Genomic DNA, 14,510 nt, shown 5'->3' on the forward strand with positions numbered 1-14,510 from the left:
ATGCTTTACGATCTTTCGCTGCGCATGGGTTACAGCTACGACGTGCCGGCCTCCGGCGCCCGCCACATCATGCGCCTGATGCCGCTGTCGCTGACCAACCGGCAGCGCCTGGTCGCCGGCTCGATCACCATTTCGCCGACGCCGGACGAGCAGTCGCATTTCGTCGATTTCTTCGATCATCCCGCCACCGCCTTCATGCTGCGCGCGCCGCACGAGACGCTCGACATTCGCATGCAGGCCCGCGTGCAGGTGGAAAGCCAGCCGATCGCCGCCGATTTTTCGCCGCTGCTCGCCGACCTGCCGGAGGAGTTGTCAGGCGTCTGGTCGCTGGCGCCGGATTCGCCGCACCACTTTCTCGGCGACAGCCCGCGCCTGACCCAGGCGCGCGGGATCAGCGACTTTGCCCGAAGCTGCGCCATGCCTGATCTGACGGCGATGCAGATCGCCTACGCGATCTGTGCCCGCATCTACAAGGATTTCACCTACGACGCCGACGCGACGACGGTGGACACGACGCCGCTTGAGGCATTCAAGCTTAAGTGCGGCGTCTGCCAGGATTTCACCCACATCATGATCCTGGCGCTCCGAAGCCTCGGCATTCCGGCCGGCTATGTCTCGGGTTTCCTGCGCACCATCCCGCCGCCCGGCAAGGAACGCCTCGAAGGGGCGGATGCCATGCATGCCTGGGTGCGGATCTGGTGCGGCGAGACGACCGGCTGGATCGAACTCGACCCGACCAACAACATACCCGCCGGCACCGACCACATCGTCGTTGCCTACGGCCGCGACTATTCCGACGTCGTTCCCGTCATCGGCGTATTGAAGAGCTATGGCGGCCAGCGCGCCGTCCAGGCGGTCGATGTGATCCCGCTGAAATAATCCCAAAACTGGAAAAATCCGCCGGTTCGTTAAAATTCTATTGACGCTGTAAGGCAGGCGTAAAGAAGCAGCGTGCGTAATGTCACCCACAGGGTCTATTTCGGGTGAACATGATGAGCACCTCCTTTTTGCATCCCTGCCTGCGTCGCATGTTGAGCGATCGAGGCGGTAATTTCGGCATAGTGACGGCGATTATGGCGCCCGTCCTTCTCGGCGCCGCCGGCTTGGCGATCGATTATTCGAATATGGCGCTGTCACAGCGCCAACTCCAGGAATCAACGGATTCTGCAGCACTCGCGGCGGCGACCGCACTTGCGAGCGGCAAGGTCGCCGACGAGGCGGCCGCAAAGACCTTGGCGAAGGATTTTGTCGTCGGACAAATGGCAAATTATGCCGGCACGGCATCAGCCAGCGCAATCAGGAACGCCACGAATGTGGACATCACCACGTCCACCTCCTCGACCAGCAAGAGCTACAGCGTCACAGTCGCGACCTCATATCGCCTTGGCCTGACACCATTCATGAATCTTTTAGGCCACTCTACGATTGACATCTCCACAACCAGTTCGACCACGAGCGGCACCAGCCAGACACGGAGCGCGCTATCGATGGAACTTGTCCTCGACCAGTCGGGGTCCATGGGCTACGACACCAATACATGCGCCCAATACAAAAAGAATGGCACCACCTGCAAAACCTACGTCGTCAAGATCGACGCGCTGAAACAGGCATCTGCGTCACTCTTCGATGCGCTCGATAAGGCCGATCCGCAACATACCCTCGTACGCACAGGCGTCATCTCGTACAGTAACGGACTATTGCGTGATTGGACCAACAAGGTCACCAGCGTTAGCGCTATGGACTGGGGAACAACCAAATCCCGCGACTACGTAACAACGCTCTCGCCAGACGGCGGCACAGACGCCACTGAACCGATGCAACTGGCTGACGACACGATCAAAAAGAACGCGAACAGCACCGACGCTGAAAGCGTCGCACATCAAAAAAAGGGCAATTCCAAGGTCGACAGGTTCATTATACTCATGACCGATGGCGAAATGACCAGCAACAGCAGCACTTGGAACAAGGACAAGGATCAAAGCGTCCGCGACAAATGCGATGCCGCCAAGACAGACGGAATTACCCTTTTCACCGTGGCTTTCATGGCGCCGGACAAAGGCAAGAGTCTTCTCCAATACTGCGCCTCGCCGGGCGGCAACTACTATGAAGCTGAAACCATGGAGAAATTGGTGGCCGACTTCGAAAGCATCGCCCAAACGGCAACCAAGGCCGCGACGCTGCTGACCAACTGAAGTCCCACAACAAGGTGTGCAAACGAAAAGCCGCGCCGGAACAAACCGGCGCGGCTTTTCGTTATCGCTATCCCACCCATCTGATCGGGAAAAGCGATTGAAATCAACCCCCTTGAGCCCGGTGAATATGAAGGTTTCGCAAATTTTTCGTTTGTCCAAATCCCTTGTTGCAAGTGCTTCCTAACGATGCATAAACTGTCGCTGAGACAAGCGACAAATCGATTAGATCAGGCTTAATAGCCTGAAACCAAATTAAAATTGGCGAGATCTGACCATGAATACCGTTTCCAAGCCAGTTATTCCCTCCCCCGCCCCGCGCAGCTCAAAGCCGGAAATTCTCGCCGAAGAAATTATCGAACGCCTGACCTACCGCATCGGCAAGGATGCCAAGGTGGCAAAGCCGCATGACTGGCTGACGGCGACGATCCTGGTGGTGCGCGACCGCATCATCGACAGATGGATGGCCTCTACCCGCGAGGTTTATGCGACCGGCGCCAAGCGCGTCTATTATCTTTCCCTCGAATTCCTGATCGGCCGCCTGATGCGCGATGCCGTCTCGAATCTCGGCCTGATGGAGGAGGTGCGCGATGCACTCACCTCGCTCGGCGTCGACGTCAACGTCATCGCCGGCCTGGAGCCGGATGCCGCCCTCGGCAATGGCGGCCTTGGCCGCCTGGCGGCCTGTTTCATGGAAAGCATGGCGACGGTCGACGTGCCCGCCTATGGCTACGGCATCCGCTATGTGCACGGCCTCTTCCGCCAGCAGCTGGCCGACGGCTGGCAGGTGGAGCTGCCGGAAAACTGGCTCGCCCACGGCAATCCCTGGGAGTTCGAGCGCCGCGAGAGCGCCTATGAAATCGGCTTCGGCGGCGCCGTCGAATTCATCACAACCCATGACGACCAACCGCGCTACGTTTGGAAACCGGCCGAGCGCGTCATCGCCGCCGCCTTCGACACGCCGGCCGTCGGCTGGCGCGGCAAGCGCGTCAACACCCTGCGCCTCTGGTCGGCGCAGCCGATCGATCCGATCCTGCTCGATGCTTTCAACGCCGGCGACCACATCGGAGCGTTGCGCGAAAGCAACAAGGCCGAAAGCCTGACCCGGGTTCTCTATCCCGCCGACGCGACCCCGGCCGGCCAGGAACTGCGCCTGCGCCAGGAGTTCTTCTTCTCGTCGGCCTCGCTGCAGGACATCCTGCGCCGCCATCTGCAGCAATATGACGATTTCACCTCGCTGCCGGACAAGGTGGCGATCCAGCTGAACGACACCCATCCAGCCGTCTCGGTGGCCGAACTGGTGCGTCTGCTCTGCGACGTCCACGGGATGGATTTCGACCAGGCCTGGGAAATCACCCGCCATACTTTCTCCTACACCAACCACACGCTTCTGCCGGAAGCACTGGAAAGCTGGGCGGTACCGCTGTTCGAGCGTCTGCTGCCGCGCCACATGCAGATCATCTATGCGATCAACGCCAAGATTCTGATCGACGCGCGCAAGGGCAAGAATTTCTCCGATGGGGAAATCCGCTCGATTTCGCTGATCGATGAAAGCGGCGACCGCCGCGTGCGCATGGGCAACCTTGCTTTCGTTGGCTCGCATTCGATCAACGGTGTTTCCGCCCTGCACACCGACCTGATGAAGGTCACGGTCTTTGCCGACCTGCACAAGCTCTATCCCGACCGCATCAACAACAAGACCAACGGCATCACGCCGCGCCGCTGGCTGCAGCAGTGCAATCCCGGTCTCACCGGCCTGATCCGCGAGGCGATCGGCGACGAATTCCTCGACGACGCCGAGAAACTGCGCCCGCTCGAGGCGTATGCTTCCGATCCGAGCTTCCAGCAGAAGTTCGCAGCGGTGAAACGCGCCAACAAGGTGGCGCTCTCCAACCTGGTCGCCAGCCGCATGGGCGTGAAGCTCGATCCGTCGGCGATGTTCGACATCCAGATCAAGCGCATTCACGAATACAAGCGCCAGCTTTTGAACATCATCGAGGCCGTCGCACTCTACGACCAGATCCGCTCGCATCCCGAGCTCGACTGGGTGCCGCGCGTCAAACTGTTCGCCGGCAAGGCGGCGCCGAGTTACTACAACGCCAAACTGATCATCAAACTGATCAACGACGTCGCCCGCACGATCAACAATGATCCATCGGTGCGCGGCCTGCTGAAGGTCGTCTTCGTGCCGAATTACAATGTCTCGCTCGCCGAAGTCATGGTGCCCGCCGCCGACCTCTCCGAACAGATCTCGACCGCCGGCATGGAAGCATCCGGTACCGGCAACATGAAGTTCGGCCTCAACGGTGCGCTGACCATCGGCACGCTTGACGGCGCCAATGTCGAGATGCGCGACAATGTCGGCGAAGACAACATCGTCATCTTCGGCCTCAAGGCCGACGAGGTCTCCAAGGTCCGCAGCGATGGCCACAATCCCCGCGCCATCATCGAGGGATCGCGCGAACTCGCCCAGGCGCTCGCCGCCATCGGCTCCGGCGTCTTTTCGCCCGATGACCGCAACCGTTACACCTCGCTGATCGACGGCATCTATTCGCACGACTGGTTCATGGTCGCGGCCGACTTCGACGCCTACGCCCAGGCCCAGCGCGAAGTCGATCAGATCTGGACCAATCAGTCCGACTGGTACACCAAGACGATCAACAACACGGCGCGGATGGGCTGGTTCTCGTCCGACCGCACGATCAGGCAATATGCAGACGAAATCTGGAGAGCCGGATGAAAACGCCGAAAAACGTCCCTGAAGTAAAGCTTTCCTGGGAAATTTCGGCAGATGAAATCGCGGCGATCCTTGCCGGCTCGCATTCCAATCCCTTTGCCGTCCTAGGGGTGCACCAGGCAGGCGACGCCTTCGTCGCCCGCTGTTTCATCCCGGGCGCGGAGGAAGTCACCACCATGACGCTCGACGGCAGCGTCATCGGCGAACTGAAGCAACTCCATGGCGACGGCTTTTTCGCCGGCCCGGTTTCCCTGACCAAGCTCCAGCCGGTGCGTTACCGCGCCCGGCGAGGCGATGCGGAATGGGCCGTCACCGACCCCTACAGCTTCGGTCCGGTGCTCGGGCCGATGGACGATTATTTCGCCCGCCAGGGCTCGCATCTGCGCCTGTTCGACAAGATGGGCGCCCACCTCATCAAGCATGACGGCGCCCAGGGCATCCACTTCGCCGTCTGGGCCCCGAATGCGCAGCGCGTTTCCGTGGTCGGCGATTTCAACAATTGGGACGGACGCCGCCACGTCATGCGCTTCCGCTCCGATAGCGGCATCTGGGAGATCTTTGCCCCTGACGTGCCGATCGGCGTTGCCTACAAATTCGAGATCCGCGGTCAGGATGGCGTGCTGCTGCCGCTGAAGGCCGATCCCTTCGCCCGCCGCAGCGAGCTCCGGCCAAAAACCGCCTCGATCGCCGCCGCCGATCTGGAACAGGAGTGGGAAGACGAAGCCCATCTGAAGCACTGGCGCGAAGCCGACAAACGCCGCCAGCCGATCTCGATCTACGAGGTGCATGCCGCCTCATGGCGGCGCCGGGACGATGGCACGATGCTGTCCTGGGACGAGCTCGCCTCCAGCCTCATCCCCTATTGCGCCGACATGGGCTTCACCCATATCGAGTTCCTGCCGATCACCGAATACCCCTATGACCCCTCCTGGGGCTACCAGACGACAGGCCTCTACGCACCGACCGCCCGGTTCGGCGAGCCGGAAGGTTTCGCCCGTTTCGTCAACGGCTGCCACAAGGTCGGCATCGGCGTCATCCTCGACTGGGTACCGGCGCATTTCCCGACCGACGAACACGGCCTCGGCTGGTTCGACGGCACGGCGCTCTACGAGCATGAAGATCCGCGCAAGGGCTTCCACCCCGACTGGAGCACGGCGATCTATAATTTCGGCCGGACCGAGGTCGTTTCCTACCTCGTCAACAACGCGCTTTACTGGGCCGAGAAATTCCATCTCGACGGTTTGCGCGTCGACGCCGTCGCCTCGATGCTCTACCTCGATTATTCCCGCAAGCACGGCGAATGGATCCCGAACGAATATGGCGGCAACGAGAACCTCGAAGCCGTCCGCTTCCTGCAGGATCTCAACACCCGCATCTACGGCAATCATTCCAACGTCATGACGATCGCCGAGGAATCGACCTCCTGGCCGAAGGTCTCCCAGCCCGTGCATGAAGGTGGCCTCGGCTTCGGCTTCAAGTGGAACATGGGCTTCATGCACGACACGCTGAGCTACATGAGCCGCGATCCGATATACCGCGGACACCATCACAACGAACTCACCTTCGGCCTGCTCTACGCCTATTCGGAAAATTTCGTCCTGCCGCTCTCGCATGACGAGGTCGTCCATGGCAAAGGCTCGCTGATCGCCAAGATGCCCGGCGACGACTGGCAGAAATTTGCCAATCTGCGCGCCTACTACGCCTATATGTGGGGCTATCCCGGCAAGAAGCTGTTGTTCATGGGCCAGGAATTCGCCCAGTGGAGCGAGTGGAGCGAGGCGAAATCGCTCGACTGGAACTTGCTTCAGTATCGCATGCATGAGGGCATACGGCGCCTGGTGCGCGACCTCAACTTCACCTATCGCAGCAAGCCGGCGCTGCACGAGCGTGACTGCGAGGGCGAAGGTTTTGAATGGCTGGTCGCCGACGACCACCAGAATTCCGTCTTTGCCTGGCTGCGCAAGGCGCCGGGCCAGAAGCCGGTCGCCGTCATCACCAATTTCACCCCCGTCTATCGCGAGAACTATACGATCCGCCTGCCGTCCGCAGGCCGCTGGCGGGAAATCCTGAACACCGATGCCGACATCTACGGCGGCAGCGGCAAGGGCAATGGCGGGCGCGTGCAGGCCGTCGATGCCGGCGGCGACATCACCTGCTCGATCACCTTGCCGCCCTTGGCGACAATCATGCTTGAACCTGAAAATTAGTGACTGGTGGGAGGAGAAAATGGTAGAAAAGCGTGTTCAGCCACTTGCCCGCGATGCAATGGCTTATGTTCTGGCCGGCGGCAGGGGGAGCCGCCTCAAGGAACTCACCGACCGGCGTGCCAAGCCTGCCGTCTATTTCGGCGGCAAGGCCCGCATCATCGATTTCGCCCTGTCGAACGCCCTGAACTCCGGCATCCGCCGCATCGGCGTTGCCACGCAATACAAGGCGCATTCGCTGATCCGCCACATGCAGCGCGGCTGGAACTTCTTCCGCCCTGAGCGCAACGAGAGCTTCGACATCCTGCCGGCCAGCCAGCGCGTCTCGGAAACGCAGTGGTATGAAGGCACCGCCGACGCCGTCTATCAGAACATCGACATCATCGAGGATTACGGTGTCGAATACATGGTCATTCTCGCCGGCGACCACGTCTACAAGATGGACTATGAGTGGATGCTGCAGCAGCACGTCGATTCCGGCGCCGACGTCACCATCGGCTGCCTGGAAGTGCCGCGCATGGAAGCGGTGGGCTTCGGCGTCATGCATGTGAACGAGAAGGACGAGATCATCGCCTTCGTCGAGAAGCCGGCCGATCCGCCGCCCATTCCCGACAAGCCGGATTTCGCGCTCGCCTCGATGGGCATCTACGTCTTCCACACCAAGTTCCTGCTCGATGCGCTGCGCCGCGACGCTGCCGACCCGAACTCCAGCCGCGACTTCGGCAAGGACATCATCCCCTATATCGTCAAGAACGGTAAGGCGGTCGCCCACCGCTTCGCCAAGTCCTGCGTCCGCTCCGATTTCGAGCACGAGCCCTACTGGCGTGACGTCGGCACGATCGATGCCTATTGGCAGGCCAATATCGACCTGACGGCGATCGTTCCGGAGCTCGATATCTATGACAAGTCCTGGCCGATCTGGACCTATGCGGAGATCACCCCGCCGGCGAAATTCGTCCATGACGACGAGGATCGCCGCGGCTCGGCCACCTCCTCCGTTGTTTCCGGCGATTGCATCATCTCCGGCGCCAGCCTCAACAACAGCCTGCTCTTTACCGGCGTCAGGGCCAACTCCTTCTCCAAACTGGAAGGCGCGGTCATCCTGCCGAACGTCAAGATCGGCCGGCGGGCGCAGCTCAAGAATGTGGTGATCGACCATGGTGTCGTCATTCCGGAAGGCCTTGTTGTCGGCGAGGATCCCAAACTCGACGCCAAGCGCTTCCGGCGGACGGAAAGCGGCATCTGCCTGATCACCCAACCGATGATCGACAAGCTGGATATCTGACTTATGAAAGTTCTTTCGGTTTCGTCCGAAGTCTTCCCTTTGATCAAGACAGGGGGCCTGGCCGATGTGTCAGGCGCCCTGCCCATTGCTCTTAAAGCCTTCGGGGTCGAAACCAAGACCCTTCTGCCCGGCTATCCCGCCGTCATGAAGGTCATTCGCGACCCCGTCGTCAGGCTCGAATTCCCTGACCTGCTCGGCGAGCCGGCTGCTGTGCTTGAGGTCCAGCATGAGGGCCTCGATCTGCTCATCCTCGATGCGCCGGCCTATTACGACAGGCCGGGCGGCCCCTATGTCGATCCGCTCGGCAAGGACTATCCCGATAATTGGCGGCGTTTCGCCGCGCTGTCGCTCGCCGCCTCCGAGATCGCCGCCGGCCTGCTGCCCGGCTGGCGGCCGGATCTCGTCCACACCCACGACTGGCAGGCGGCGCTGACCTCGGTCTATATGCGCTACTATCCGACGCCGGAACTGCCGAGCGTGCTGACCATCCACAACATCGCTTTCCAAGGCCAGTTCGGCCCCGAGATCTTTCCCGGCCTGCGCCTGCCCGCCCATGCCTTCGCCACCGACAGCATCGAATATTACGGCACGGTCGGCTACCTCAAGGGCGGCCTGCAGACCGCCCACGCGATCACCACGGTCAGCCCGACCTATGCCGACGAGATCCTGACCCCGGAATTCGGCATGGGGCTCGAGGGCGTCATCGCCAGCCACATCGACAATCTGCACGGCATCGTCAACGGCATCGACACTGATATCTGGAACCCGGCAACCGATCCCGTCGTCCACACCCATTATGGCCCGACGACCCTGAAGAACCGCGAGGAGAACCGCCGTTCGATCGCCGAATTCTTCCATCTCGACAATGACGACGCCCCGATCTTCTGCGTCATCAGCCGACTCACCTGGCAGAAGGGCATGGATATCGTCGCCAACATCGCCGACGAAATCGTCGCCATGGGCGGCAAGCTCGTCGTGCTCGGCTCCGGCGAAGCCGCACTTGAAGGCGCATTGCTTGCCTCCGCCAGCCGCCATCCCGGCCGCATCGGCGTGTCGATCGGCTATAACGAGCCGATGTCGCACCTGATGCAGGCCGGCTGCGATGCCATCATCATCCCGTCGCGTTTCGAACCCTGCGGCCTGACCCAGCTTTACGGCCTGCGTTACGGCTGCGTGCCGATCGTCGCCCGCACCGGCGGGCTGAACGACACGGTGATCGACGCCAATCACGCCGCACTTGCGGCGAAAGTGGCAACCGGCATACAATTCTCACCCGTGACGGAAACGGGCATGCTACAGGCAATCCGCCGTGCGATGCATTTTTACGCGGACCGAAAACTCTGGACCCAATTGCAAAAGCAAGGCATGAAATCGGATGTCTCCTGGGAGAAGAGCGCCGAACGCTACGCTGCCCTCTATTCAAGCCTCGTCTCGAAAGGCATGTGAACTAAAATGAACAAGTCCGTACCCACCACGCCCTATCTGGACCAGAAACCCGGCACGTCGGGTCTGCGCAAGAAGGTTCCGGTCTTCCAGCAGCCGAATTATGCCGAGAACTTCATCCAGTCGATCTTCGATTCGCTGGAAGGCTATCAGGGCAAGTGCCTCGTCATCGGCGGCGACGGACGCTACTACAATCGCGAAGTCATCCAGAAGGCGATCAAGATGGCCGCCGCCAACGGCTTCGGCAAGGTCATGGTCGGCAAGGGCGGCATCCTGTCGACGCCGGCCGCATCCCACATCATCCGCAAGTACAAGGCTTTCGGCGGCATCATTCTCTCCGCCAGCCACAATCCCGGCGGCCCGACCGAAGACTTCGGCATCAAATACAACATCAACAATGGCGGCCCGGCGCCGGAAAAGATCACCGACGCGATGTATGCGCGCTCGAAGACGATCGACAGCTACAAGATCGCCGATTTCGCCGACGTCAATCTCGACCGCATCGGCAAGGACGAACTGCCGGGCGGCATGATCCTCTCGGTCATCGACCCGGTCGAGGACTATGCCGCGCTGATGGAAGAGCTGTTCGATTTCGGCGCCATCCGCAACCTGATCAGCCTCGGCTTCCGCATTGCCTTCGACGGGATGAGCGCCGTCACCGGCCCATATGCCAAGGAAATCTTCGAAAATCGCCTCGGCGCTCCCCTGGGTTCGGTGCGCAATTTCATGCCGCTGCCGGATTTCGGCGGTCATCACCCGGACCCGAATCCGGTTCACTGCAAGGAACTCTTCGATGAGATGATGGGCGATGACGCGCCCGATTTCGGTGCTGCTTCCGACGGCGACGGCGACCGCAATCTGATCATCGGCCGCGGCATTTTCGTCACCCCTTCCGACAGCCTGGCAATCCTTGCCGCCAACGCCAATCTTGCTCCCGGTTATTCCGGCGGCCTGGCCGGCATCGCCCGCTCGATGCCGACATCGGGTGCCGCCGACCGCGTCGCCGAAAAGCGCGGCATCGGCATGTACGAAACGCCGACCGGCTGGAAATTCTTCGGCAATCTACTCGACGCCGGCATGGCGACGATCTGCGGTGAGGAAAGCTCCGGCACCGGCTCCAGTCACGTCCGCGAAAAGGACGGCCTCTGGGCGGTGCTGCTCTGGCTGAACATCCTTGCCGTGCGCGGCGAAAGCGTTGCCGATATCGTCACCCAGCACTGGCAGACCTATGGCCGCAACTATTATTCGCGCCATGACTATGAAGGCCTCGACACCGATGCGGCGAACGGCCTGGTCGACAATCTCCGCAGCCAGCTTTCCACCCTGCCCGGCAAGAGCTTCGGCAGCCTGAAGGTCGAAAAGGCCGACGACTTCGCCTATCATGACCCGATCGACAAATCGGTGAGCGAGCATCAGGGTGTCCGCGTGCTCTTTGCGGGCGGCTCCCGCGTCGTCTTCCGCCTGTCCGGCACCGGCACGTCTGGCGCAACCTTGCGTGTCTATATCGAGCGCTACGAGCCGGATTCGACTCGCCACAATATCGAAACGCAGGAAGCGCTCGCCGATCTGATCGCCGCCGCCGAAAGCATTGCCAGCATTCGTGAACGCACGGGACGCGACGCGCCAACCGTGATCACCTGATCCGGGGGGAACATGCGGGGAGAGAGTTCGGCGCAAAGCGGCGCGATCGTCTTCGAGACCGGCGTCGAATTTGCCGTGTGGTCGCATCACGCCGCACAGATCGAACTCTGCCTCTTCGAGGATGACGGCAACAGGGAATTCGCGCGCCTGCCGATGGCACGCGACAGCAATCACGTCCACCGTCTGTTTGTCGACGGTCTGAAGGCCGGCGCCCGCTACGGCTATCGCGCCGACGGCATCTACGCCCCTGACAACGGCCTCTGGTATGATCCCTCCAAACTGCTGATCGATCCCTACGCCAAGGAGATCGATAGGCCGTTCCGCTACGATCCCCGCCTCGGCATCTATGGCGAGGACAGCCAGGATCTGATGCCGAAGGCGATCGTCACCACCGACACGCATGCCGAAATCGGCAAGCCGCTCTTCCAGCCGGGCGGCTTCATTTACGAAGTGGCTGTCCGGCCCTTCACCATCCTCCATCCCGACGTGCCGGAGGCTCAGCGCGGCACGATCGCCGCCCTTGCCCATCCCTCCGTCATCGCGCATCTGAAGCGCATCGGTGTCGACGCCGTCGAACTGATGCCGATCACCGCCTGGATCGACGAGCGCCACCTGCCGCCGCTCGGCCTCACCAACGGCTGGGGCTACAATCCGGTCGCCTTCATGGCGCTCGATCCGCGGCTGGCGCCGGGCGGCATGGCGGAGCTGCGCCAGACGGTCGCCGCCCTCCATGCCGAAGGCATCGCCGTCATCCTCGATCTTGTCTTCAATCATACCGGCGAGAGCGACCGTTACGGGACGACGCTGTCGCTGCGCGGCCTCGACAACCTGCATTATTATCGCCACGCCCGGAATATGCCGGGCGAACTTGTCAACGACACCGGCACCGGCAACACGCTCGCCTGCGATCATCCCGAGGTGCGCCGTCTCGTCATCGACAGCCTGCGCCATTTCGTGCTCAATTCAGGCATCGACGGTTTTCGCTTCGATCTCGCCCCGGTGCTCGGCCGCACCGAGACGGGCTTCGAGCGCGACGGCGGAACGCTTGCCGCGATCCTCGCCGATAATGTGCTTGCCGACCGGATCATGATTGCCGAACCTTGGGATATCGGCCCGGGCGGTTATCAGCTCGGCAATTTCCCGCCGTCTTTCCTCGAATGGAACGACCGGCTTCGTGACGATCTGCGCTGCTACTGGCGCGGCGACGATTGGAAGACCGGGGCGCTCGCCACCGCACTCGCCGGCTCCTCCGACATCTTCTCCCGCAACGACGGCAAAGAGACGCGCAGCGTCAATTTCCTCGCTGCCCATGACGGTTTCACGCTGACCGATCTCGTCTCCTATGCCGGCAAGCACAATGACGCCAATGGCGAGCACAATCGTGACGGCCATAACGAGAACCACTCCTGGAACAACGGCGTCGAGGGGGAGACGGTCTATCCCTCGATCCGCAAGCGTCGCCGTGAGGATGTGATGGCGCTGATATCGACACTCTTTGCCACCCGCGGCAGCATCATGCTGACCGCGGGCGACGAGGGCGGCCGCAGTCAGCATGGCAACAACAACGCCTATTGCCAGGACAATGAGATCACCTGGCTGGACTGGAAGGCGCTGAACGAGGATCTCATCGCCCATACAGCCTTCGTCGCCGGGCTGCGCCGCCGCTTCACGGTCTTTTCCGAAACAGGCTTCCTGGCGGGCAACGGCGATGTCGAATGGATTTCGCTCTCCGGCGAGCCGATGACCGTTTCCGAATGGGAGACACCGTCGCTTTCCACCCTCGGCATGCTGCTTTCCACAGGTGACCGCTCCGCGCGCGGCAGGCAGACCCGGCTTGCCGTGCTCTTCAACCGTTCGGGCGACCGCCAGTTTTTCACGCTCCCGTCCGAAATCGAACCGGGCTGGCGTCAATTGACACCGGATGGAGCCAGGAAAACCGCCGCCCGCGTCACCGTCGAGCCACGCTCCGTCGCCTTTTTCGTAGAAAAGTGACCGCCTCCCCTCGCTTGCGCAAATCCTTGTCGCAATCGTCATAAATGCACGATAAGGCTTTGGCTGGCGGCCCATCTCACGAGGAATTCATGGTCACGGAAATTTCACTCTCCGACGTCCGGGGACTGATCGGCATGGAAACAGGCCTTTCGGACTGGATCACCGTCGACCAGACGATGATCGACGCCTTCGCAGGAGCGACCGACGACCATCAGTTCATTCATGTCGACCCCCAGCGCGCGGCCGAAAGCCCCTTCGGCGGCACCATCGCCCATGGCTTCCTGACGCTGTCTCTGCTGTCGACGATGAACTACAACTGCTTGCCGAAAGTGCGCGAGCAGACCATGGGCATCAATTACGGTTTCGATCGCGTCCGCTTCATGACGCCGGTGAAAAGCGGCGCCCGCGTCCGCGGCCGCTTCCTGCTCTCCGACGCCCGCTTCCGCGGCGGCGGCATGCTGATGACCACCTATGACGTCTCGATCGAGATCGAAAACGAGAAGAAGCCGGCGCTCACGGCAAAATGGATCACCATCATCCAGTTCGATCCGAAGGATCGTCCCGAGGACAAGTAGACGGAACGGCGCTTTTGCTTAGATAACCGAATTGAAGACGGCTTCGAGTGCGTGTCCGTCAGGATCCATCACGAACGCCGCATAATAATGTTCGCCGTAGTGGGGGCGTAAGCCTGGACCACCATTGTCACCGCCGCCATGGGCGATTGCCGCGGCATGGAACCGATCGACCGCCTGGCGGCTCGGGGCGGCGAGAGCCAGGTGAAAACCCGGACCGGCCGGGCGCTGGCCCTCCGGTCGATGTTTGATCGCCAGCTTGTCCCCGCCACCGGGAAGGCCGTAGCCGACTGCCTGACCCGTCTGCCCCGGCCGGAGGTCATCCCAAACCCTGACATAACCGAGCGCGGCAAGGGCGGCATCGTAAAATGCCGCCGATCGTTCGATATCGGAAACGCCGAGGGAGGCATGATGCAGCATTCACCTATCCCTTGTATGAGACTTCCG

At 61.4% G+C, this 14,510-nt stretch carries 10 protein-coding genes; 9 read left to right on the forward strand and 1 reads right to left on the reverse strand.

Going from position 1 to position 14,510, the window contains the following annotated elements; genetic code table 11:
- From CO657_RS17210 to CO657_RS17250, 9 genes are all read left to right on the forward strand, one after another.
- Nucleotides 1-879, forward strand: a complete 879-nt coding sequence (locus CO657_RS17210; protein WP_054184225.1) for a transglutaminase family protein — start codon at nt 1-3, stop codon at nt 877-879.
- A 110-nt stretch (nt 880-989) separates the two neighbouring features.
- Entirely contained in the window at nt 990-2,192 is a 1,203-nt protein-coding gene (locus CO657_RS17215) for a vWA domain-containing protein (RefSeq protein WP_082366309.1), read from the forward strand.
- A gap of 274 nt (nt 2,193-2,466) precedes the next feature.
- Nucleotides 2,467-4,929 (forward strand): glycogen/starch/alpha-glucan phosphorylase, encoded by a 2,463-nt coding sequence (locus tag CO657_RS17220; RefSeq protein WP_054184211.1) that lies wholly within the window; start codon nt 2,467-2,469, stop codon nt 4,927-4,929.
- Complete coding sequence (gene glgB, locus CO657_RS17225) at nt 4,926-7,133, forward strand: 1,4-alpha-glucan branching protein GlgB (RefSeq protein ID WP_054184210.1); 2,208 nt, start codon at nt 4,926-4,928, stop codon at nt 7,131-7,133. Before CO657_RS17220 ends, glgB begins: the two co-directional genes overlap by 4 nt.
- A gap of 19 nt (nt 7,134-7,152) precedes the next feature.
- The gene (gene glgC / locus CO657_RS17230; RefSeq protein WP_003585857.1) at nt 7,153-8,415 is read left to right on the forward strand and encodes a glucose-1-phosphate adenylyltransferase; all 1,263 of its coding nucleotides are present in this window, start codon (nt 7,153-7,155) and stop codon (nt 8,413-8,415) included.
- 3 nt (nt 8,416-8,418) lie between these two features.
- Nucleotides 8,419-9,861, forward strand: a complete 1,443-nt coding sequence (gene glgA / locus CO657_RS17235) for a glycogen synthase GlgA (RefSeq protein WP_012558950.1) — start codon at nt 8,419-8,421, stop codon at nt 9,859-9,861.
- A 6-nt stretch (nt 9,862-9,867) separates the two neighbouring features.
- Nucleotides 9,868-11,499 carry an alpha-D-glucose phosphate-specific phosphoglucomutase gene (locus tag CO657_RS17240; protein ID WP_003585862.1) on the forward strand — a complete coding sequence of 544 codons (1,632 nt, stop codon included), beginning with the start codon at nt 9,868-9,870 and terminating at the stop codon, nt 11,497-11,499.
- Between the two features lie 12 nt (nt 11,500-11,511).
- Complete coding sequence (glgX, locus tag CO657_RS17245) at nt 11,512-13,491, forward strand: glycogen debranching protein GlgX (protein ID WP_054184209.1); 1,980 nt, start codon at nt 11,512-11,514, stop codon at nt 13,489-13,491.
- Between the two features lie 89 nt (nt 13,492-13,580).
- Complete coding sequence (locus tag CO657_RS17250) at nt 13,581-14,066, forward strand: MaoC family dehydratase (protein ID WP_012558952.1); 486 nt, start codon at nt 13,581-13,583, stop codon at nt 14,064-14,066.
- A gap of 18 nt (nt 14,067-14,084) precedes the next feature.
- Here CO657_RS17250 and CO657_RS17255 read toward each other — a convergent pair whose 3' ends face one another.
- The gene (locus CO657_RS17255) at nt 14,085-14,483 is read right to left on the reverse strand and encodes a VOC family protein (RefSeq protein WP_012558953.1); all 399 of its coding nucleotides are present in this window, start codon (nt 14,481-14,483) and stop codon (nt 14,085-14,087) included.
- Between the last annotated feature and the right edge of the window lie 27 nt (nt 14,484-14,510).

This window comes from Rhizobium acidisoli (genome assembly GCF_002531755.2).
Taxonomy (GTDB): Bacteria; Pseudomonadota; Alphaproteobacteria; order Rhizobiales; family Rhizobiaceae; genus Rhizobium; species Rhizobium acidisoli.